This is a genomic window from Legionella sp. JM-2024 (assembly GCF_055389095.1).
This window is the reverse complement of sequence record NZ_AP039388.1, coordinates 705,032-727,134: the sequence shown is the minus strand read 5'-3', so window position 1 is coordinate 727,134 and position 22,103 is coordinate 705,032. Positions and strand designations below refer to the sequence as shown.

The following is a 22,103-nucleotide window of genomic DNA, read 5'->3' as shown; positions in this document are numbered from 1 at the left end:
TTCTCATTAATAAGCAACAGTAGAATAAAATACTGTTGCTTATTTTAGTGCTTTCATCTTATAAATTCTTAAATATAAGCTATTCATCGTAATTTTTGTTACAATAGTGACAATATTTTTCACAATTGACCTTATAAATATTAAATTTCTAATGAAAATCAAATCAGTTATGAGATATTCTCTGCTTTTCTTATCGCTTTTTCTGGTAGTTGTTAACAACGCTATTGCTCAAAAAAAAGCAATAGCAATCACTATTGATGATTTACCTTTTGTTGGTGAGTACCGAAATTTTCATCTGAATATGATGATGAACACCATGAAAGATCAGAAAATTACCGCAACAGGATTCATCATTGCCAAAGAAGTACGACCCGACAATTGGGAAATGCTTCATAAATTCCGGGATGCTGGATTTGGTTTAGGTAATCATACCTATTCTCATGCCAATTTAAATAAACTTAAAACCAGGGAATATATTCAGGAAATAAAAGAGGCAGACTCTCTTTTATTACCCGTCCTTACGGAACCCAAGTATTTTCGTTATCCTTATTTGGCAATGAGTTCAGGAAATAAAAAAAATAAAATACTTTGTTATCTTGAAAAACATCACTATCAAGTTGCACCTATTACTATTGACAGCAAGGATTTTGTCTTTAATCAACGCTTGCTATCAGTCCCTGAGCTGGGAAGACGAACCTACCTTGAAGAATTAAAGCCTTTTTATCTGGATTTCATCTGGCAACAAACTTTAAAAGCAGAAGAGCATACACAATATCACCATAATCAGGACCAAGCACAAATCCTGTTGATTCATGCTAACTTACTGAACGCTTATGTTCTACCAGATATTATCAAATTATATAAACACAACGGCTATACTTTTGTAAGCTTGGAAAATGCCTTAAAAACTTTTAAAGATAATTACCATTGCCATAAACAAAACCTCGCAAAAACACCAGTCGAAGAAGAAACGGATTTAAACATAGAATCATTTATGGATTGGGATTAAAACTGAGACATAAAAAAATTCAATTTCTCTCACGAATAATTTGTGCATAATTTGCCGAAAAATTAATTAATTTGAACTATAATTAACAAAGGAATATGTTTGTTCAAATGATAGGGATGAGGCTTTGAAGACCACGAGAAAGGAATCACAAAAGATCACTCTAGCAAACTCCAGTAATTTATTATTTTGCGTGGACAGGTGTATGTTGCCCTCACAATCTAATATAGCACAAGATGTAAAAAAAGTAATTGATAATGATCCTTATAAACAGGGCTTTGAGTCAGAAATAAACTTGATTAGATTTCTTCGGAAACTCGCTGCACGAAGAGATGCGGAGAACAGAACTGGAGCGTACTACACGTCAGTACATGAGGATTCGAACACCACATCGAAACAATTCGTCACTCCAGCAGAGTTTCCGAAGAAGTCTAATAGTAGACCCTCTTCCATAGCCGCATTCACGCTGGTTGAATTGTTAGTCACTTTGTGCGTTTTCGCCATCCTCTTAACTTTAATCATACCTTCACTGAGAACAATGATATTAAACAACCGTTTGACTTCAAATATTGACTCACTGGTCAGCTCATTAAATTACGCTCGGGGGGTAGCACTTGATCAAGCCCTAAATGTTGCAGTGTGTCCTTTAGGTACATTAAATTCAACAGTATGTGGTGCTAACTGGAGTAATGGATGGATAGTAGTTACCCAACCCGTGACCGGAACAGCCACTATTCTAAAAACTCATCAAACTTCAGTAAATGACCCAACAATTGCCTCGAATGTTTCCAGCGTTGTGTTTGATCCACACGGACTATCAACCACTCAAAGTAATTTCACAATGTGCGATAGTAGAGGAGGCTCATTTGCTCGATCAGTAATGGTTTTAGCAACTGGATTTGTCCAATCTGGAACAACACCAGGGCAAGCGGTTTGGAATAATGGCGCCCTGGGCTGTCCATAATGGAGACAAAAAATATGACGCTTAGAACTGATATCCGACTCAAATACAAAGGAATGACTTTGCTGGAAGTATTAATTTCCGTGGTTATATTGGCTATTGGTTTGTTAGGTATTGCAAGCATGTTGATAGTTAGTAATAAGGCAAACAATTCCAGCTATGCAAAACTGCAAGCAGTGCAAGCAGTATATGACATTTTTGACAGAATTCGCGCTAATTCAGACGCCGCATCAAGTGGAAGTTATAACATCAGCAATATTGGAAGCAATGGATACCCCACTTCGGTAAGTACCCCTTCCGTGTTATGCAATGCATCGGTGTGTAATCCAAGTCAATTGGCCCAATACGATACCTGGTATTGGCTTACCAGAGTCGTGTCTCAATTACCTAACGGAAGTGGTTCAATTACTTCAGCTCTTTCTGGTGTAGCAGGAAACACAGTCATTACAGTTACTGTCCAGTGGGATGATAGTAAAGCACAAAACGAACTAGGAGCAAGCAGCGCTGCGTCCGGAACTGCTAATTTTGTTCAATTCAGAGTGCAGAGTCAGATATGAATATAAACTACAGATTACAACAAGGATTTTCACTGGTAGAGTTGATGATAGCCACATTAGTCGGACTCGTACTCACTTATTCCGTTTTACAAATATACTTAGTTCAAAGCCAACTTTATAAAGCATCTAACTCGCAAGATCTTATTCAAAGCACAGAAAACGCAATCTCCAATTTACTCGTACCTATGATTAGATCTGCTGGATTTGCTGGCTGTGGCTCAATTATCACCAGCTTTTCCAACCTCAATGCTGGAGGGCCAAGACCCTTGGGAATACTGAATACCACTCCAACTATGCTTATGGGATATAACGGAAGCGGAGCAAGCTATACTATCACACAAAGCAATCCAGCAAACAGTACCAATGCGAATAATTGGTCGCCCTCATTAGACTCTACACTGGTCGGGAATGCTCAACAAGGGAGTGATGTACTCGTTATATTAGGCTCTACCCCCGATAGCTATCCAGCAGGAGTAACAACCATTGATTCAGGCAGTAATACCTTTGTAGTACAAGGTACTACCGGTATGTCTATTGCTTCAGGAATGTTTGGAGCAGTCTCTGATTGCGGAAAAACCGTGGTATTCCAGATTACTGGGGTAGCAGGTACAACGATTACTCATAATGCCGGTGCTGGTGTATTACAAAATGCAAACAGCGCTTTCCCTGTCAATTTTCAAACTGGATCACAATTCGTTCCCATCCAACAAAGTGCGTTTTTTGTAGGCCAAGGCCAGGGGGGACAAAGTGCGTTGATGCGTGCCTCTCTCATTGGAAATAGCTGGACTGTCGAACCATTAGTACCTGGCGTGGAAATAATGAAAGTCCAATATGGTATTGGTACTAATGGAGTAATTACGCGGTACGTCTCTGCCAATGCTGTAACCAATTGGGCAGAAGTCTATGCCGTTCGTTTGGGATTTTTGATTGCGGGCCAACTGGGTTCAGGAAGCTTAACTACCAGACAGTATAATGTTTTAGATACTCAAATTACCGTGCCAACAGATAACAGGTTAAGGCATGTATTTGAATTGACTATCAACTTGAGGAACTCAATATCATGAACAGACTATCCTCAAATCATAATCCAAAACAAAATGGTTATATCCTGATAACCACTCTCGTGATTATGATAATGCTCACTGTTTTGGCTCTAACTCAGATATCACAAAATACCTCTCAAACTCGAATTGCTACCAATGCCACCGATTCGGAAATCAGTTTTGAAAAAACGGAAGGTGCTGTTAATGAAGCAATCAATCAGATTATAAACGGCACTTATAATGCTCAAAGTTTTCTACTGAGCAACGATGGAATGTATCTATTTGATCAAAGTGCTACCCCACTCTGGAAAACGATTAACTGGGCAAGTAGCTCAGCAGTAATTAATAGTTTTCAAGGAAACACCTCATCTCAAGCCAATTATTTTCTTGAAAAACTGCCATCAGTCATCATGCCAGGTCAGAATATGAAAACACCGAGTAATGTATATAGAATCACTGCTCGTTCAGTGGGAGCTAGCGGAAATACATCAGTACTTATACAAAGTACTATTCAAATTCAACAATAGGTTTTGATTATTATGGACGCTTTAAAATTCAGGAACATAGTTAGAAAAGGATGCCACAGAGCAACTCAAGCCCTGCCAAGAGCGGTCATAGCTATTTTGTTGTGTGCTTCGGTGTCTTTATATGCCGTCCCTTTAACAATTCCACAAATTCCACTCATCATAGCCAGCCCAACTCACCCTCAAGTATTGATATTAATAGGGAATTCTCAATCCATGGATGGTAACTTGAGTGGAGCGATTATGACCGGATCAGGATCTCTGTCATCCAGTTTAAGTTCACTGTATAATTCCAGTTCTCCTGTGAATTATACAGTACCTGCTGGTTTCACTCCACCAATACAAGGCCCGGATGTCAATGGATTAGCACCTTATACTGTTATCCAGGGTGGAAATAAGGTGGATAACAGTTCTAGTCGTCTAAATGTAGCCAAAGCAGGTGTCAAAGCCATTCTCGAAAATTACATGCCTACAACAGATTTTGCATTAGGTACCTACAGTACCAGTAATATTAGTACCTATACTACCTGGGTTTATTACCTGTCACCTCCTGGCAGTAATTTTGTCTTTACCAACACCCAAGTAGCTGGTAACCGATATGTCATCAACCCTTGTTATAATTATGGTTCTGCTTCCTCAACCGTTTCAAGTAACTGCTCATCCATTGGAAGTTTATATGGTACCACTTTAGTCTCTACAAGCCAGTATTTGCAAATTGGTGGATCCAGTGATGACCCGGATATTAATGACGTTCTCTATGCTGGAGGTGGATTCCCAGGAGTTTTTGTTAGTTATAATGGTCCAAATCCAGCAACTCCTTACCCACCAAACTTTTCACTCAGCAATTACAATAGCGGTAATGTACTTCTTTCCTATTCATCAACCAGACCTTCGATTGGAAGTTTTTCTACAGGACCTACAAATGCCGGCTTTGTACCTTTTTCACAACAGGTTATGTACGTGCAACGTGGTTTTGGATACTACAGTAATCAATCTTTTAATACCGGTAATATGCGAGTTAACATGACTACAGCTGGAACTAATCCGACGACTACAAGTGTTACCAATGCCATTAATACCTTTTTACCTCATCTCCAACCTGAAACGAACTCCACATCAACAACCGAAATCAAAGCAAGTGCTGTGCAATCCCCTCTTGCAGGGTTATTAACCCGATCTCGAAGTTTCATGAAGACGGTTGGCACAACTAGTGGTAATTGCCCACAAAAACAATACATCATTTTAATTTCTGACGGTTTACCCACTCAGGATCTCCAGGCAAGACTTTGGCCTCCGTTAGGCAGTGCTGCTGCAATCGGTTATGGAGTCACGGCAACCTTTAATGCCGATGGTTCATTAAATAGTACTAATGATCAAGCTTTATCCGATGCAATTAATGAAATAACTGCTTTAAAAAACGATGGCGTTACTACTTTTGTCATCGGCATGGGAGCTGGTGTGGATCCTACGGTAAATCCTCAAGCTGCAGCAACTCTTAAAGCCATGGCAGTCGCAGGAGGTACTGAAAATTACTATCCCGCTACGAGTCCTGAAGCACTAGTCAATAGTTTGAACTCCATTCTATCGAATATCCAAAACGGCTCTTTCTCAACTTCTGCGGCAGCCGTCAGCTCAACTCGTATCGACAGCAGCACAGTGGAATATCAAGCTAACTTTATAACAAGAGACACACCTTATCAGGATTGGACTGGTAATTTGACAGCCCTTGAACTCGATCAAAACACAGGACAACCTACAAACATTATCCTCTGGTCAGCGCAATCAATACTTGACTCTTTAGTGTCAGGTACTGGGTGGACAAACAACCGAAAGATAGCAACATGGGATCCCATAGCTGCTGCTGGGGTACCGTTTAGATGGGCCAATATTAATGCAACCCAACAAGCGCAATTACAACCTAGCGATTTGTTGGGAGAAAATCGATTGGAATACCTCCGTGGTAATACGGCTCTGGAAAAAAGAAACGGGGGAACATTCCGAGATCGTTCGCATATACTGGGGGATATTGTTGACAGTCAAGTGATATTTGTTGGTCCGCCTCGTGCCCCTTATTTAACCACCAGTTATATTAATTTTGCACGAGCAAATATCAATCGACAACCCATCTTATACGTTGGGGCAAATGATGGCATGCTTCACGCCTTTAATACCACTACGGGAGAAGAGTTTTTTGCATATATTCCGAATGCGGTCTTTAATAATCTCCATCAACTCACATCCCCTCTCTACAATCAAAATCACTTGTTCTTTGTCAATGGCTCACCAGAAAGTGCTGATGTACAATTTTCTGATAGCTCCTGGCATACGATTCTGGTTGGAGGTGAAAATGCCGGTGGTAAGAGTATCTATGCTTTGGACATTACTAATCCAGCAAATCTGAGCGTAGAATCCGGAGTTGCCAGCTCTGTTTTGTGGGAATTTACCGATGTTGATTTAGGACTCACTTATAGCAAGCCTCAAATAGGTCGAATTGGAGCAGCAAGTGCCTCCCCCTTCAGTTTTGCAGTCTTTTTTGGCAATGGCTATAACAGTACCAATAACACATCAGTATTTTACGCGGTCGATCCTCAAACAGGAACACTAATAAGAAAAATTGACCTTTGCGCCGCTGTTCCCTCAGCCTGTGATGTCAATTTACCTCAAGGATTATCGACGGTAGCTCTAGCTCAAAAGGATGGGCTACAAGCTGACCCTATCACTGTGGTGTATGCTGGTGATTTACAAGGCAATTTATGGGCAATTGATGTTTCAGCTATTGATCCCGCCAATTGGAGTGCTCGAGTGCTATTTCAGGCTAGGGACTCAACTGGTACCCCACAGCCAATAACAACTCCTCCTTTAGTGACCTTGAATCCAAATTATCCACGTAATCAAGGTTTATTTGTTCTTTTTGGTACAGGACAACTCCTGACTACGGCCGATTTAGTCAATAGCCAGACGCAAACAATTTATGGCGTGTGGGATAAACCGTTTGGGGGAACAACCTACACCCGAACCAATCTCCAGCAACAAACGTTGACTCTGGTTAACACCGCGACTTCTGGTTTATCAACAAACATCATCACAGCTACAGCGAATACTATAAACTGGAGTAATAAAGTAGGTTGGTTTGCCGATTTGCCGATAGCCGGCCAAAGACTGATTACTACTCCAGAACTAATTAACGGGGCATTTATAGCCACTTTAAATACGCCCCCTCTTAATTCGTGTGGATTTGGATTCTCTTCCATGCTTCTGGAGCTGAATTTCTTAAATGGAGGCGCTTTCCAATATGCTCGATTTGATATTAATGGTGATGGTGGTTTTGATGCTGCTGATCAATACAGTGGTTTATACCCAGTAGGCATTGGATTATCAAATAGTTATGCTAATTCGCCAGTCGTTCTGGGACCCAATGCTGATAATAATTTAGTGATTTTAATTACACAATCGGACGGCACACAAACAACTGTCATTGCCCCTAACACTACACCAAGAAAAATAGGGTGGTGGCAAATTCAATAGAGGATATAAAATGCAGGATTCAAACATTAGACTTTTTCAGAAACTCGCTGCAGGGAATAAAGCGCCAGGAGTAGCGGAGTACAGAACTCGAGCATACACGCTAGGACAGGTGGATTCAAGAACCATATCGACGAAGCAATTCGTCACCACAATAGAGTTTCCGAAAAAGTCTATTATAAAGAACCACAACCTGAGAAATTTAGGCTTTACCTTGGTTGAGCTCCTGATTTCCCTGGCAATCATGGGGATTCTAGTCTCAATTGCCTACCCATCCTATTTACAATATATTCTGGAATCACGCCGTGCCGATGCCCATGCCACACTAACACAAGATCAAATCATTCTGGAGCGTTGTTATTCACAGAATTTTTCTTATGCTACCGCTTGTGGGGCTTTACCCGCTTTTCCCCAAACATCACCGCAGGGATTCTATACAATCAATATATCAAATCTCACAGCTACGACATATACTTTAACCGCAACGCCTGTTGGAACTCAGAATAGAGATACAGAGTGTGCCAGCATGTCAATCAATCAAGCGAACGTAAAAACAGCGGTTGATTCGTCTGCAAATGCTGAAACAGAGTGTTGGAATCCTATCTAATTCAAGTGATTTCGATATCAAAAAATAGCATTATTTTTTATATCGAACGGAACTATTTTGGAGTGGCCCGTATCATTGCTGCGCATTTCGAAATAACGTTCGTTTAACGATATAAAAGGCATTTCCTGCCTTTTATATCGAACTCACGTTAATTTCACAAAAAATTCTTTACATAAAGTAATATCTTCTTGTACATTCTCTCCAACAATGGAAGTCCAACTTAGTTTCAAATGGAAATTTTTTGCTTTTTAATGGGCATACTCTATGTATACACCCATAATATCTATCTTCTTTTCGTAGCAATCCCATCATTTTTTTTTATAATCCCCAGGCTTTCTATTATATTGTTCTTTATTTTTGGCTGTGGTATTGCCTTGGTGCACCAATGGTTTGTATCACCTACGGGAATGCCTGATAGCCAGGTAATTGCTCAGGCAACTCTTGAGGGAGCAATTGTCTCAATTCCTAATCAACGACAAAATAAAACACAATTTCATTTTGCAATTGAAAAAATTAATAACAATATTGCTCAAGGTGTAGTCCAGTTAAGTTGGTATAACAAACCACCTGTTTTAAAAGCTGGTCAACGATGGAAATTATCCGTTAAATTAAAAATACCTCGTAATTTCCACAATCCAGGACGTTTTAATTATGTTAATTCACTTGCAACTCGCCATATCCACTGGACTGGTTATATTAGAACAAAAGATAATAGACTGATAAGTACGTCTCACCCTTCATTCAATTGGTTATCCATACGAGAGAATCTCGGATCTGCTATAGCAAAACTCGCACCTGACTTAGAAACTGCAGGTATTCTAGAGGCTTTGACATTAAATTTAACTCACCATATCAGCCAGGAAAAATGGGATTTGTTCCGACGAACTGGAACTATACATTTATTCGGCATATCCGGAGAGCATATCGCTTTGATATCAGGATTGGTATTTATGGTTCTAAAATGGATTTGGTCAAAGAGTTACCGATGCTGTCTATTCATACCTGCAATCACCTTTGCCAGTATGGGGGGATTAATGGCAGCAATACCTTATGCTTTTCTAGCTGGGTTTGAACCACCTGTGCAGAGAGCATTAATTGGATGTTTTTTTTACACAATATATCGAACTGGAAAACAGCGCTATACTCCATGGCAAATATGGCGGTATGCGCTTTTTACCGTCTTGCTTATTGAGCCTCATGCGGCATTCATGCAAGGTTTCTATTTTTCATTCCTTGCAGTGGCCTGCTTATTATTGACTCATCAACGTTGGCAACTGAAAAAATACAGAAAAAAACTCGCATTACAATTAAGCTGCCTCATAGGGTTAATGCCTTTGACTTTCTTTTGGTATTCCTATGGTTCTCTTAATGGATTTATCGCAAATTTATTTGCAATCCCTTTGGTTGGATTTCTGATAGTACCCTTGGCTTTACTTACCATGATAATGAGTTCATTCAGTTGGTCATGGATATTTATGCAACCATTAGCCTGGCTTGTTTCCTTGTTGATTAAAGGATTGACGTGGACCGAGCTATTGGCTGGAATCAATATTTCCTGGTCCATTACTTCAATAACAATGATGCTGGCCATGATGTCAGGTCTGTTTTTGATAGTATTATTGCCAGTAAAACCATTCAAACATTTAGCCATTCTCTGGCTCATTCTTCCTTTATTTCCACCCCGCACTGCAATTCGACCAGGAGAAGTATTAATTAATGTATTAGATGTTGGGCAAGGGTTAGCCGTAACGGTACAAACACAACATCACGTTTTACTTTATGATGCTGGAGATTCTTATTTTCAAGGTAGCGATTTAGGAAAAATGGTGATATTACCCTATTTTAAGGATTCAGGAATAAAAGCACTTGATAAAATCGTAATTAGTCATCCTGATAGAGATCATAAAGGTGGATTAAAATCCATTGAAGCAGACATGCCAGTCCACCAATTATTAGTCAACGATCCTCATTATTACAAGCATAGTACCAATTGCCATTTATATCCTCAATGGCAATGGGATGGAGTGCAATTCCGCTTTTTCCCTATCAGGGAATCGTTTCCTAAAAAAAATAACAATTCTTGCATTTTACAGGTGAGTAACCAAACCGGCAGCGTTTTGTTAACAGGGGATATTGAAAAAATGGCCGAAGATTACCTGATAAAGACCTATGGTAGTCAACTCACATCTGAAGTTTTAATTGTTCCTCATCATGGAAGTAATACCTCTTCTTCGTATCGCTTTTTACTCGAGGTAAAACCACTTTATGCTATTGCTTCATTAGGGTTTGATAATCGTTTTAAATTTCCGCATACCAAGACATTACAAAGCATGAGAACATTAGGTATCCCGTTTTTTAGAACAGACCAGTGTGGCATGGTTACAATCAAATTACCTGCCGCTGGGAAAATTAGCACACCAACCTGTTGGAAAACAGAATGATAAAGTACATCACTTATCCAAAATATTGAATGAAGAACTTCTCTAACTTCAAAGATTTCAATCTAATTCTTATTAGCTGATTGAAACCACCACTCACTTAACGGGGTTTTATCATAATGAATTAAATGTTCTGAGAAAAACTGCGACGCTTTATCTTCTTGCTTACAACCTAGCAAAGCCAGCAAATAGGTTTGAAAAAACAGTTCTATCTGCGCATCACTCCCACCCAACTGTGCACATTCACCAATCACAGGTTCCATTAAGCCTCGGGCATTCTCGTAATCTTCGTCAGCAAAGGCATAGATCCCCTGACACAAGGGCAAAACCAAATCCCCCCATACCGCGTCAGAAGAAGGTGAATTAGCATAAGCTTTCATCCTTTGCAACGACTCATCTGCCTCTTGTTTATAACCGGCTCTCACCAGGCAATAAATGAAATGGGCATTAGTAAAACCTGTATAATACTCTAAAGGATGGGTACCCAAATAGTTGACAACTTGAGTTAATAACTTGTCTTGCGGTAAACCTGCCATATTCATGCGCCATAATAGCGAAATAGTATCCAACTGCTCCAGCACGGTATCAGGCATAGCTCCTGAAATATCAGAGTATAGTTTCCTAACTTCGTCTTCATTACGATTTGCCAAATGGAACAATGCCAAGTGCCAGGTATTATGGCCCTTCAACAAAGGTAAAATATCCCTCCAGGTTTTTTGTAAAGTTTGAAGTCTATTGATGCCACCAGCGACGTCTTTTGTTAATAGATACACGTGGGCCAAAGTATGATGAGCCCAAGGGGTAAGTAAATTCATTGCAATAGCCTCTTCAGCCATGTCCTTTGCTTGAGAATATTGCCCGCAAAGCTCTAATGCAAATGAGTGACTTGCCAAAAAATGTGATTCATCCTGATTTTCAGGAGCGCACTTATCACATACCTTGAGAAAATATTCCGCTTGAAAGGCCTGTCCGGTACAATAAAAAAGCCACTCTAAAAATTTAAGGGCCAAGGTATCCCTGGGATATCTTTCAAGTAAAGTGACAAACAAACTAATAGCATTGGCATAATCTCGGTTTGACCAATGACGGACTGCTTCAAAAATTAATTTTTCGCGCTCATTACCCGACTTTAATAATTGTGATGCCGATTGCAAATAACTGCTCGCCTGTTGATTGGCAGCATCTTCTTGTGCATACAGATAAAAAGCAGCAGCATAAATTTGAATTAATAAATTGTTGGTATGATTTTTTGCTGAATCGAGAATTTGTCCGGCACTTTGGCCGGCACTTAATACTTGTTCATGAAAATAATTGATACTATCTATTACTTCAATAGAATCAGTCGTTACCTCTAATCCACGTTGAGTATACATTCCTGACACCCTGTACATAAACAGTTCAATGATCAAATAATAGCACAAATACTGAACAAAAATGATGGTCTCATTTTGCCTATCAGATCAACATATAGTTTGGATACTCAACAGTAAACATCCAATTTTTCTTACAAAATTGTGATCCCAGGTTCAGTGGCTAAGAGCTTCTATCATGCTTAGTTATTCCCAATTAATTATTATTTAATTGTATCACTATAACCTCAATTGGATGATTAGTTATATTTTCATCATTATGTAATTCATTAGGAGTATCTTTGGCAAGATAATAGGCTTTGCCTTTTTTCAGCCTCAAATAATGAATTTTTCCTTTATTGTTTGTAATTTTCAATGTCCCATCTGTTAAGGCCACCAAAACCCGATCGTAATCATGTCTATGCATGGGTAAAACTTGTTTGGAAGAGGGGTAAATAATTGTTTTCCACACATTGACCTTGGTATTAGATAGTTGATCAATACGTTTGGTTGATAATTCTGCTGCCTGAAGGGTGCTTATAAACAAGATAAAGATAGTGCTTAGTTTGAGTAAATTAATTTTTTTCATAATAGGATATCCCTCTTTTTTCATGGGACTTACGAAAAAAATCAAGGTCGAGGCAAAAAATGTTTTTAATGAGGGAGTTTAGATAAACTAAATAACCAAATAAAAACCTTTTTCAACAAAGAGATTGTTTTTTTCATAAATCCTGTTTCAAATAAATTAATGACTTGCTCTCTTAGTCTACTCCCCAATTTTACTTTAAATTTCCGGCACATAGCTTACAAAATTGCTATAATTATAATAGGGGGTAGTTATAAGGAGTTGTAATATGTTAACTATGTTTCTAGCCACTGTGATTGGCTGGTATTTAGTCATAGTAAGCTTATTCTTATTATTCCATAATGAGCATGCAAAATCAGCTATATCAGAGATAATAGCTCATCGCGGATCTCAATTGATTATGGCTATAGTAACCTTGATTATAGGTTTACTTTTAGTCGTCAGTCATAATGTCTGGGTCATGGGGTGGCCAGTTGTCATTACTCTTTTTGCATGGTTAGTATTGCTCGGTGGTTTAATTAGATTTTTATGTCCGGATACCGCAGTAAAAATAGGCCAGTCATTTGTCGATAACCCAATGAGACTAAAAATAGCAGCAGTAATATTCTTTATTATTGGTTTGTTCCTGTTATTTAATGTCTATTACGTTTATTTGAGATAAACGGGGAGTTGATTGTATATGCTGTGAATAACCTTATTCACGGCAAAGTAGGATAATTAATGTAATTCACACTTTATAAAAAATCATTTTTCAAATCAATCCATTACATCCATCATGACATTTTCAAAATCATCGTTTCTTTTTTGAACGCTTGAAATGCTCCTTGTGAACAAAGAATTATGCATAAAATGAATAAAGTCATTGTTAACACAAGTGTAAGGGATGCTATTATATGATAATTGACATTATGCTCCTATAATAAAGATGATCAGGACCCAAACGCCGACCCATCCATCGATGCTTCATTCCGGTTTCAAAATCATTCACCAAGCAATAGACTGGTTATTAAAATTTGCTTTATTAATTATAATTATTGCAGTTTTTGTCCCGTTTTCCCCCAAAATGCCCGCCCCCGGTCTTGATGCCTCTTGGGCAGTGGGACTCAACCAAGCTATTGCTCAAGGTTTGGCTTTTGGTAAAGACATCTTTTTTACTTTAGGGCCTTATTCTTCCATTTATACGAAATTCTACCACCCTGCTACGGATTTCATGATGGTTGGAGGAAGCTTGTATCTGGCCCTATTCTACTGGATAGCTATTGTTCTATTGATGAAGGGCATTAAATGGCGCTGGAGTATTGCTTTTGCAATACTTCTTTTCAGTATGATCTATGCTCGAGATTCTTTATTTTTTTCTTATCCATTAATTATTGGATTACTGATTCATAAGCTGATACTTAGAAAAGAAATACCTTTCAATAACAATTCATACATTTTACTTGCTTTGCTTTTTACACCACTGGGTTTACTCCCTCTCATCAAGGGTTCTCTCTTAATATTATGTGTTATTACCATTCTCTCATGCTCATTGGTTATGTACCTTTCTGAGCAACGTACTTTAGCATTGATTTGCCTTATATCCCCCATTGTTTCCATGTTATTTTTTTGGATGTCTTCAGGACAAACCATTTTTAATCTACCCGGATATTTCAGCAGCACGCTCTCGTTAGCTTCAGGTTTTACAGAAGCTATGGCAAATAACGGCGATAGCAAAGAAATAATATTCTTTTGGATTACCTCTTCTTGTATTCTCCTATCAATAATCATTCCAAAACAACTTTCCATATTATCTAAGGTATTTTTATTTTGTGTTTTTTTTGTTTTTCTCTTCTTATCTTTTAAAGCCGGTTTTACGAGACATTTTGGTCATGCGTTTATTGCCGGGACTTCCGTTTTAATAGCCTCTTTTTTATTGCCGTATTTGTATTCTTCTAAAATAACACTACCACTATTAGTGCTATCAATTTATACAGCCACCTACATCAATGGACACTATACAAAAATATCTATACGCGACAACTTTATGTCGACCTATACGGCAGCTTATTATGGTGTTAAAAATAGAATTCAAAATAAAAACTGGTTACAACAAAATTTTTCACTAACTATGAATTATCTGAAAGATCGCGATGGGTTTCCGATCATGTCAGGCACCACCGACATCTACTCCTACAATCAAACCTCATTAATTGCAGCCAAAATGAAATGGTCTCCCAGACCAGTCTTTCAAAGCTACTCTGTTTTTACCCCAAAAATGGCAGAGACAAACAGAAATTATCTTATAAGTGATCACAAACCGGATAACATCATTTTTAAAGTAGAGCCGATTGATAATAGAATTCCTTCTTTAGAAGATGGAATCAGTTGGGCCGCACTTATCAATTATTATCAACCAGTACATTTGGAAAAGGATTTTTTATTTTTAAGAAAAAAAACTGGCAACAAACCGATAGCCTCTTTGAAATCATTAAAAACTGAAATTCATACTTTTGGCGAACAAGTTACAATACCCAATACGAGTAAACCCCTCTTTGTTGAAATCGATATTCAACCAACCATTTGGGGGGTATTGGTAACTGCTTTTTTTAAACCCAATCAGCTTCACGTCAATTTTGAATTAAAAAATGGCAGTCAAAAACAATATAGACTCATTTCCAATATGGCAAAATCAGGCTTTTTGTTATCTCCTCTCGTAGAAAACAGTGCCGAATTCGGATTGCTGTTTAGTCAAAATAATTTTCTTGAAGGTAAAAAAATTATCTCTTTCTCTATTAATTCAGATCAAGCACATTCCTCACATTGGGAAACAAAGTACACCATTTATTATAAAACTTTCGCTGACAGTCAATAGAGCAATTGCATATCCTGTATCTTTTATTTTATTGCTGTGTTGTTTGTAAAGATTTCTGCGGCTCTCATTCACTCTATGCCAACTTCGCTCTTCGAAACCTTTACGCCTTTCGCTAAAGCAAAATATCAAGAGATCTAATAAAATTTTATTGGCTAGCCAAGAGTTAAAAGATATTTAGTATAGGTTTATCCATCAAAATTATGAGTAAATTTCAGACAAAATGCTTCCCTGGAACGAAATTAAGGAGTAGAATTATGTACTAATATTACTCATATAGATCTATAATTGAATTTAAGGTGGATTTTGTGTCCAAACACAACGAAACAAATACAATGCCATCTGTTGGCATGACAAAACTTAAGAAAAAGATTCAAAACCATAAGTTAAACACACCTGTTGAGCAGCAAATTCATGAAGGCAGTTCTTTCGCAACAAAAATAATGTATGGAATAACTAACGTATTTAATGTAATTTCCGCTTTTTTAAATTCATACCGAGAAATTCCACTCATCGGTGGGGTGTTTCAATTATTGGCAATAATTGCCCAGTCAATTTCAATTGTGAGTGATCCGAAAAAATCCATTGCTGAAAAAATAGTTTCGTCTGTTCTGATAGCCACGCTAGTTACCCTTTCTATCATAGCCCTCACACTTGGTGCTTTGGCCGCAGCAATTATAGGAACAGTAGTCTCTTCTGTAATAACAATCATCGAAGGCATAGGATTCTTTGGAAAAGTTGCTGAAAAATATCAATTGGCCAATTCTTACAAACTAAAAAAGGAATTCACTGAATTAGTAGATAATCGAACAGAGCCTAAAAATAATCGATATAATAAATTATTTGAGATCCGCGCTATTGAGCTCAAACACGAACTTGAAAAACCTAATCTAGATAAATCTGAAAAAAAACAATTAAATGACGAATTAAACTTCATTAATGAAGTACTTAAGAGCAAAAACATCATCCCTGGAAAAAACAAGAATAAGGATGCCTCCAAACTCCAGAAACTTTATACCAAACGTTCATTACAGCTAAAAACACTGGTAGATAAGATTGCTTTGTTTAATTCAGTAACTGACAGCACCCAAAAAAAGGTACTCTTAAACGAAGTCAAATCGTTGCAAAAAAAAATAATTACCACAGACAACAGTATTAAAAAAATCACACCTCGTATTAGTCATCTAGAGCAAGATAATCGGAATTCCACTTTAAAATTACTCTTAAGCTACACTACCTTTGCTCTAGCAGGAGCAGGCACCATTCTGTCAGTAACCGCATTACTTGTTGCCGCTGGTACTATTGTTGCTCCTCCATTTATGCTGCCTGTTGTAGCAGCAATTGGTGCGATTATGGCTATTACCAGTTTAATAAGATGGACTGCTGAAAAAATCACAGAAATGGAAGAGGCTCAATTAAAAGCAAAAGAAACCACGGCACATGAAGAAGCTATTTTAGATGAAGCGTTGAATGCTTATGATCGAGAATTAAATCCTAATTCAGCAAGTCACTCAAGTCATGCCAAACATATGAAAAATTTGTTGTCAGACAATGATGAAACCACTAGCGTTGCCCTGACAGAGGATAATGTCATTTCATCAGATAACGCACCGCCTTTGTTTAGTAGCCCAATCTCTCGTAAAAACATAAAAACAACACAGCAAGAACCCCAGGAAGTAACAACCGAAAAACTGTCGCCAACTAAATAAAGAGAAAACCAATAATTAATCAATACTATTATTTTATTAATTTTTGTTATAATTGAACTACAAGTGATCAATTAATGCGTTGTTCACTAGCAATGATTACAAAAACAGATCAATTTAAGAGAACATTCTATGTCCAAAAATAAAAAATTAGGACGTTTCCACGAAGCTCAGGACGATAGTACTGGCGGGTATAGGCAAGCATTCAGTGAAATACAAAGCGGAAGAAAAAAAAACCACTGGATTTGGTATATTTTTCCTCAATTGGAACACTTAGGCCAAAGTCCGTCTGCAAAATTATATGGGATTGCAGATTTTAATGAAGCTTGTGATTATTTAAAAGACCCTATACTTTTTAAACGTTACTTTGAATTAGTTAAACTTACTGAAGAAAAACTGAAGAATACTCACTTAGCGAATTTGATGGGTGGCTATCCAGATGATCTAAAATTCATCTCGAGCTTAACTTTGTTCCAATCAGCTTCTAAATACTTGAGTTCAAAAGAAAAGGATGTTCAACGCGAGTATAATGAACTCTATGAGGCATGCGCTAGAATTTTTGAGCAAATCACTCAGCAAGGTTATACACCATGTCAACAAACTGAATTATTTATTGAAAGAGAATTGCATTCTCGTGATGCCAAGGTAAAAACGGAACAACGAATTTCAGCTCCCAAAATCACTGTTTTTTCTCCAATGCAAGATAAATCAAAACTTGTTCATCCTATTTATAACGAATTAACCCAATACATGAATGAAAGAAAAAACGAATGGAATTACCACTATAATTTTTTAGGCATCGCGGGTGTACTTTATTTCATTCAAGATTTAATCTTCGGAACAGATCATTTTAATAGCAAATCTCGTGAGGTCAAATTAAGTGCCGCTAGTAAATTGCAGAAAATCCTTGATCCTAAATGCCATGAACAATGTGCACTGGATCAATCAGAAAAAGATGCTCTTGCTGATGGGCGATTAGGAAATATTGTTAACAAACATGGGGGATTAGATAAAATATTAGCTACTGCTCCAGAGAAGCCTGTAAACACAACCAAAGATCAGGAAATAAAATTTAACCCTTTTGTATGAACGAGTTGTTGGGCGTCGCTAAGTTGCTCACGAACGATGCCCAACTCTTTTTTAAATTTTCTTATATCTTGGCTTATATATCACTATTGGCCAAAAGATTCCCATAAGGCCACATGAGCCCCACTTGGATCAACTATGATTGCAAAGCGGCCCATTTCTCCGGCTTGAGTTATTCCTTTGACCTCCTGAGCCCCATGTTGTTTTGCTCGTTTTAAAGCATCTGCTACATCCTGCACATAAATGTAAGCCATCCAATGAGGAGGAATTTGACTTTGTTGATCTTTTGGAATTTGCCATATACCTGCCATTTCTTTACCATTACACTTAATAAGGGTATAGGTCATTTCCTTTGATTCTATATCCCTGAATTGCCAGCCAAAGACTTCGCTATAAAAATCCTTTGCTTTTTTTACATCTGCAGTAGCTAATTCATTCCAACAAAACTCTCCAAACGTAGCCTGTGACATAAAACTCTCCTTTTATTTTGTTTTTTTAAGAGAAATTTGATTTAAACCGCCAGGGTCTGTTGACAACTCATACGACTTAATGAAATAGTTCACAAAGCATAGTTGACAAATTATGTAAAAGCCACCATTTCCAAGAATAAATATTTTTCCTATAAAATAAATAAGTATGAAGCACATGATAACGGTAAATCGCTGTGACTGGGTGGGACAAAACAAACCTCACTATGAACAATACCATGATACGGAATGGGGGGTACCTGTTCATGAAGACGAAAAACATTTTGAGATGCTGATTCTAGAGGGGGCTCAGGCAGGGTTAAACTGGGAAACCATATTAAAAAGATGCGATGGCTACCGTCAGGCCTTTAAGCAATTTAATCCACAAGCCGTAGCTCAAATGACTGATGACGAATTGAATGCTTTATTAAATAATCCTGAAATCATTCGTAATCGACTTAAAATTTTCTCTACCAGACAGAATGCGAAAGTATTTTTGGCTATCAAACAGGAGTTTGGATCATTTGATTCCTATGTTTGGCAATTTGTTAATGGGAAACCTAAAATAAATCGTCCTAAAAACATGGAAGAAATACCTGCAATCAGTAAAGAATCGGATGCACTATCCAAAGACTTAAAAAAACGAGGGATGAGCTTTGTTGGCTCAACAATCATCTATGCTTATATGCAAGCAATTGGTATGGTGAATGATCACGTGATCACCTGTTTTCGTGCTGAAAAAAACAATTAGAACTGCAAATAAATAATTCCGATGAAATCAATATAAAATCTGGTGATGACTCATGTCTTGATACAAGAAAAAACCGGGAATCAAGCTACCCTGCTTTGTTGAACCAAGACATATCATTGTAACAATTCTCAAATACGCTTACGCCCTTAAACTGACCGTAACGTAAGGACCCCCTATCGAAAAATTGCTTTGCGTGTGTTTGGCACTTGCTGTAGATAATGAACCAGTATCTAAGGCAATGACATTGTTATTCGTCTCATAGCTAGACAGTGGGTTAAAATATAAAGCACCCATATATCCTGCTTCAAAGTTCAATTGATAATTTTGTTTTAATGTATAGAGGTAGCTTAGCCCAATTTTTGCATCAAGTGCAGGAACCAATTGGTTGACACCAGGATTACCTAACCCCTCTCGATTCACAAAAATTCCAGCGATAATCAATTGTTGGGAAGTGCCAGTGAATTGATACTGGGCTGGTTGCATTCTGCCATATAAAACAGAGCCTGCAAGTTGTCCAACTAAATTAACTCCATGAACAATTGAATAACTATTATTAAATCCAAGTCTCGGACCAACGCCTTTGTAAGTGGAAGTATTATTGAGTGACAGTATAGGAAGTGAAAAACCACGAAAAGTCGATATCAACTTTTCTTCTATCCAGGCGCTGCTTAACCCTGTAAAAAGTCTTGTTTGAAGTTTAGAACCAAAATTAATAAATTTTCCAATATCCAGATTAACCGCATCGTAATTAAAACTAAGGCTAGCATGTGCAAGTTTCAGCAAAGCTACTCCAGTGATTTGACCAGAGGGAGTAGGAGGGGTACCTGTTTGAGAAAAAGGAGAAATCCATTGTGAGGCAGGATTAACCAAAACATTATCTGTATCGTTAGTATGAAGATGGGACCAGTTCAACTGCAAATCGCTTCCAGAGTTAGCAAACACATAACGTGCGCCTATATTAAAACCCGTTTGATAATCTGGATTAAAAGTAACAACCTGCCAATTAGGTGATGGTATTGGAAGCACTGTAGTAATGACCCCCCACCCTAAATTATTTGCCCCAGGTTGCAGATAAAAAGCCGTAGCAGAAAATTCATATCCTGATTTTAAATTGGGAATATAAACCAGGAAAGAATCATTGTTTTCAATTGGGCCAGCGCCACCCGCGCAACTTAATGCTAAAAATACCTGTAAAGTAGCTCCTACAAGTAATTTATAATAATTCTTCATATAAAATAGATCCTCCCTAATGCATTATTTATATAGTAAAAAGAAACTCCAAATTGAGAGTGTGTTTTTAATCCATGGATTTTAGTGATAGACCAATCGATAAGCTTCGAGTAATCTCGGCTTTAGATCTTAATTTAAGATTTATATCTGAATTGGTGCGAATTTCGCGCTAATGCTAACACAAGAAAAAGGTAATGTATTGAAAATTAATGACTAGAATCTGGAAACAGACCCTAATCCATCGCGTTTTTAAACCTCATTGATTCTCTTTATCAGATAACACCCTATCAAATTATTCCTATGGCCAACATGCTCAAACTCTATCAAAAATCCCAATTTTTGATACCATGCACAAACAGGTCTCTTTCTGCTCCCTTATGACCGCGGCTCGGTTCTAATGATAATCCGAGCTGAGACCATCATAAGGGAACGAATAACTGTGAGTTTACTTTCATTATTTATTGGCGTATTAAACGGATATTTTGCCCATCCAAAATACAGGGCTCAGTTGACCTAATAGGGTTAATATCAAGCCCTCCCCGCCTTGTGTATCGTCCGTAAACCGTCAATGATTCTGGTTGGCAAAGCCGCATAATATCGGTAAATATCCGTTCAATACATTGCTCATGAAATTCGTTATGATTACGGAATGAAACCAGATACTTCAGCAAGCCCTCATGATTTATCTTTTTACCGCGATAAGCAATTTGTACACTCCCCCAATCCGGTTGGTTGGTTACCAGACAATTTGACTTAAGTAGATCAGAATAAAGTATTTCGTCAACCAGTTCGGATGAGGTAGAAAGAAAACTTGATGTCACTTGATAGATTGAACATTCTATATCAAGTTGATCAAGACAAATTCCTGTGAATGAAGAATAGATAGTTTGATTGGTTATCTCAGATAATAGAGTAACGGTGACTGTTACTTCGGCATCTATGCAATTGCTTAAATCTTTACTAATAGTTTGAGCAACCTCCTCTTTATCAGAAAATATCGTATTATTCAAAGAGTTAAAATATAGTTTTAATGATTTTGATTCAATAATACAGGGTGAATGACAATCATACGAAATCACCGCCATAGCAACAATAGGCTTACCTTTGGAATTTAACCAGGAAACCTCATAATGATTCCAGCAGTCAAAACCATGAAAGGTTATAATTTTAGGGTCCAAATTAATTTCCTGGCGTTTTTGGGCTCTGGGGATAGGATATAGTCTTTTAGGATTATAGTGATCATCATAATTTGATGTTTGCCCAAGCTCTGATTGATCTGCCATATTCTGATAAGTACTTTCCAGTTCCTTATTCATCGTTGATGCCTCCAAAATAGTAATGATTTGCGCGGTGCTATACCAATTTATTGGTTGCCCAGCTTCAAGTTGTGTTGCAATATAATTTAATAAAGAAGACGCTTCA

18 protein-coding genes are annotated in these 22,103 nt (G+C 37.7%); 13 read left to right on the top strand and 5 right to left on the bottom strand.

Annotated elements, in window-relative coordinates; translation table 11 throughout:
• The first annotated feature begins 151 nt into the window (after nucleotides 1-151).
• From ACZ5EK_RS03310 to ACZ5EK_RS03275, 8 genes are all read left to right on the top strand, one after another.
• On the top strand, nucleotides 152-1,009 hold the full coding sequence (locus tag ACZ5EK_RS03310) for a polysaccharide deacetylase family protein (RefSeq protein WP_464431381.1): 858 nt from the start codon (nucleotides 152-154) through the stop codon (nucleotides 1,007-1,009).
• A gap of 202 nt (nucleotides 1,010-1,211) precedes the next feature.
• Nucleotides 1,212-1,970: a GspH/FimT family pseudopilin gene (locus ACZ5EK_RS03305; protein WP_464431380.1), complete on the top strand. Its 759-nt coding sequence runs from the start codon at nucleotides 1,212-1,214 to the stop codon at nucleotides 1,968-1,970.
• A 14-nt stretch (nucleotides 1,971-1,984) separates the two neighbouring features.
• Nucleotides 1,985-2,524, top strand: coding sequence for a type IV pilus modification protein PilV (gene pilV, locus ACZ5EK_RS03300; protein WP_464431379.1), 540 nt, complete (start codon nucleotides 1,985-1,987; stop codon nucleotides 2,522-2,524).
• On the top strand, nucleotides 2,521-3,588 hold the full coding sequence (locus ACZ5EK_RS03295) for a PilW family protein (protein WP_464431378.1): 1,068 nt from the start codon (nucleotides 2,521-2,523) through the stop codon (nucleotides 3,586-3,588). The genes pilV and ACZ5EK_RS03295 overlap by 4 nt, the downstream gene beginning before the upstream one ends.
• On the top strand, nucleotides 3,585-4,094 hold the full coding sequence (locus tag ACZ5EK_RS03290; RefSeq protein ID WP_464431377.1) for a pilus assembly PilX family protein: 510 nt from the start codon (nucleotides 3,585-3,587) through the stop codon (nucleotides 4,092-4,094). Before ACZ5EK_RS03295 ends, ACZ5EK_RS03290 begins: the two co-directional genes overlap by 4 nt.
• 12 nt (nucleotides 4,095-4,106) lie before the next feature.
• Nucleotides 4,107-7,616, top strand: coding sequence for a pilus assembly protein (locus tag ACZ5EK_RS03285; protein WP_464431376.1), 3,510 nt, complete (start codon nucleotides 4,107-4,109; stop codon nucleotides 7,614-7,616).
• Between the two features lie 172 nt (nucleotides 7,617-7,788).
• The gene (locus ACZ5EK_RS03280) at nucleotides 7,789-8,220 is read left to right on the top strand and encodes a type IV pilin protein (protein WP_464432443.1); all 432 of its coding nucleotides are present in this window, start codon (nucleotides 7,789-7,791) and stop codon (nucleotides 8,218-8,220) included.
• Between the two features lie 230 nt (nucleotides 8,221-8,450).
• Complete coding sequence (locus tag ACZ5EK_RS03275; RefSeq protein ID WP_464431375.1) at nucleotides 8,451-10,661, top strand: DNA internalization-related competence protein ComEC/Rec2; 2,211 nt, start codon at nucleotides 8,451-8,453, stop codon at nucleotides 10,659-10,661.
• Nucleotides 10,662-10,723: 62 nt separating this feature from the next.
• Here ACZ5EK_RS03275 and ACZ5EK_RS03270 read toward each other — a convergent pair whose 3' ends face one another.
• Both ACZ5EK_RS03270 and ACZ5EK_RS03265 read right to left on the bottom strand, forming a co-directional pair.
• The gene (locus ACZ5EK_RS03270) at nucleotides 10,724-12,031 is read right to left on the bottom strand and encodes a tetratricopeptide repeat protein (RefSeq protein WP_464431374.1); all 1,308 of its coding nucleotides are present in this window, start codon (nucleotides 12,029-12,031) and stop codon (nucleotides 10,724-10,726) included.
• A gap of 193 nt (nucleotides 12,032-12,224) precedes the next feature.
• A complete protein-coding gene (locus ACZ5EK_RS03265) occupies nucleotides 12,225-12,599 on the bottom strand; it encodes a cupin domain-containing protein (RefSeq protein WP_464432442.1) in 375 nt (124 codons plus the stop codon).
• A 262-nt stretch (nucleotides 12,600-12,861) separates the two neighbouring features.
• Here ACZ5EK_RS03265 and ACZ5EK_RS03260 point away from each other — a divergent pair, with 262 nt between their 5' ends.
• From ACZ5EK_RS03260 to ACZ5EK_RS03245, 4 genes are all read left to right on the top strand, one after another.
• Nucleotides 12,862-13,254, top strand: a complete 393-nt coding sequence (locus ACZ5EK_RS03260; RefSeq protein ID WP_464431372.1) for a hypothetical protein — start codon at nucleotides 12,862-12,864, stop codon at nucleotides 13,252-13,254.
• Nucleotides 13,255-13,518: 264 nt separating this feature from the next.
• Nucleotides 13,519-15,444, top strand: coding sequence for a hypothetical protein (locus tag ACZ5EK_RS03255; RefSeq protein WP_464431371.1), 1,926 nt, complete (start codon nucleotides 13,519-13,521; stop codon nucleotides 15,442-15,444).
• A gap of 305 nt (nucleotides 15,445-15,749) precedes the next feature.
• The gene (locus ACZ5EK_RS03250; protein WP_464431370.1) at nucleotides 15,750-17,150 is read left to right on the top strand and encodes a T4SS effector SidA family protein; all 1,401 of its coding nucleotides are present in this window, start codon (nucleotides 15,750-15,752) and stop codon (nucleotides 17,148-17,150) included.
• A 129-nt stretch (nucleotides 17,151-17,279) separates the two neighbouring features.
• Nucleotides 17,280-18,236 carry a DUF1810 domain-containing protein gene (locus tag ACZ5EK_RS03245; RefSeq protein WP_464431369.1) on the top strand — a complete coding sequence of 319 codons (957 nt, stop codon included), beginning with the start codon at nucleotides 17,280-17,282 and terminating at the stop codon, nucleotides 18,234-18,236.
• An 83-nt stretch (nucleotides 18,237-18,319) separates the two neighbouring features.
• On the opposite strand, the gene ACZ5EK_RS03240 is transcribed toward ACZ5EK_RS03245, so the two are convergent.
• Nucleotides 18,320-18,703, bottom strand: coding sequence for a VOC family protein (locus tag ACZ5EK_RS03240; RefSeq protein WP_464431368.1), 384 nt, complete (start codon nucleotides 18,701-18,703; stop codon nucleotides 18,320-18,322).
• A 166-nt stretch (nucleotides 18,704-18,869) separates the two neighbouring features.
• Between ACZ5EK_RS03240 and ACZ5EK_RS03235 the strand changes: the two genes are divergently transcribed.
• Nucleotides 18,870-19,451 (top strand): DNA-3-methyladenine glycosylase I, encoded by a 582-nt coding sequence (locus ACZ5EK_RS03235; RefSeq protein ID WP_464431367.1) that lies wholly within the window; start codon nucleotides 18,870-18,872, stop codon nucleotides 19,449-19,451.
• 138 nt (nucleotides 19,452-19,589) lie between these two features.
• Here ACZ5EK_RS03235 and ACZ5EK_RS03230 read toward each other — a convergent pair whose 3' ends face one another.
• Nucleotides 19,590-20,681 (bottom strand): Lpg1974 family pore-forming outer membrane protein, encoded by a 1,092-nt coding sequence (locus ACZ5EK_RS03230; protein WP_464431366.1) that lies wholly within the window; start codon nucleotides 20,679-20,681, stop codon nucleotides 19,590-19,592.
• Between the two features lie 458 nt (nucleotides 20,682-21,139).
• Complete coding sequence (gene queF, locus ACZ5EK_RS03225) at nucleotides 21,140-21,997, bottom strand: NADPH-dependent 7-cyano-7-deazaguanine reductase QueF (protein ID WP_464432441.1); 858 nt, start codon at nucleotides 21,995-21,997, stop codon at nucleotides 21,140-21,142.
• Between the last annotated feature and the right edge of the window lie 106 nt (nucleotides 21,998-22,103).

What these genes read in the sequence shown, in the direction of transcription:
- ACZ5EK_RS03310 (WP_464431381.1), top strand. Translation starts at nt 152, where the DNA reads ATGAAAATCAAATCAGTTATGAGATATTCTCTGCTTTTCTTATCGCTT.
- ACZ5EK_RS03305 (WP_464431380.1), top strand. Translation starts at nt 1,212, where the DNA reads ATGTTGCCCTCACAATCTAATATAGCACAAGATGTAAAAAAAGTAATT.
- pilV (WP_464431379.1), top strand. Translation starts at nt 1,985, where the DNA reads ATGACGCTTAGAACTGATATCCGACTCAAATACAAAGGAATGACTTTG.
- ACZ5EK_RS03295 (WP_464431378.1), top strand. Translation starts at nt 2,521, where the DNA reads ATGAATATAAACTACAGATTACAACAAGGATTTTCACTGGTAGAGTTG.
- ACZ5EK_RS03290 (WP_464431377.1), top strand. Translation starts at nt 3,585, where the DNA reads ATGAACAGACTATCCTCAAATCATAATCCAAAACAAAATGGTTATATC.
- ACZ5EK_RS03285 (WP_464431376.1), top strand. Translation starts at nt 4,107, where the DNA reads ATGGACGCTTTAAAATTCAGGAACATAGTTAGAAAAGGATGCCACAGA.
- ACZ5EK_RS03275 (WP_464431375.1), top strand. Translation starts at nt 8,451, where the DNA reads ATGGAAATTTTTTGCTTTTTAATGGGCATACTCTATGTATACACCCAT.
- ACZ5EK_RS03270 (WP_464431374.1), bottom strand. Translation starts at nt 12,031, where the DNA reads ATGTATACTCAACGTGGATTAGAGGTAACGACTGATTCTATTGAAGTA.
- ACZ5EK_RS03260 (WP_464431372.1), top strand. Translation starts at nt 12,862, where the DNA reads ATGTTAACTATGTTTCTAGCCACTGTGATTGGCTGGTATTTAGTCATA.
- ACZ5EK_RS03255 (WP_464431371.1), top strand. Translation starts at nt 13,519, where the DNA reads ATGATCAGGACCCAAACGCCGACCCATCCATCGATGCTTCATTCCGGT.
- ACZ5EK_RS03245 (WP_464431369.1), top strand. Translation starts at nt 17,280, where the DNA reads ATGTCCAAAAATAAAAAATTAGGACGTTTCCACGAAGCTCAGGACGAT.
- ACZ5EK_RS03240 (WP_464431368.1), bottom strand. Translation starts at nt 18,703, where the DNA reads ATGTCACAGGCTACGTTTGGAGAGTTTTGTTGGAATGAATTAGCTACT.
- ACZ5EK_RS03235 (WP_464431367.1), top strand. Translation starts at nt 18,870, where the DNA reads ATGAAGCACATGATAACGGTAAATCGCTGTGACTGGGTGGGACAAAAC.
- ACZ5EK_RS03230 (WP_464431366.1), bottom strand. Translation starts at nt 20,681, where the DNA reads ATGAAGAATTATTATAAATTACTTGTAGGAGCTACTTTACAGGTATTT.
- queF (WP_464432441.1), bottom strand. Translation starts at nt 21,997, where the DNA reads ATGAATAAGGAACTGGAAAGTACTTATCAGAATATGGCAGATCAATCA.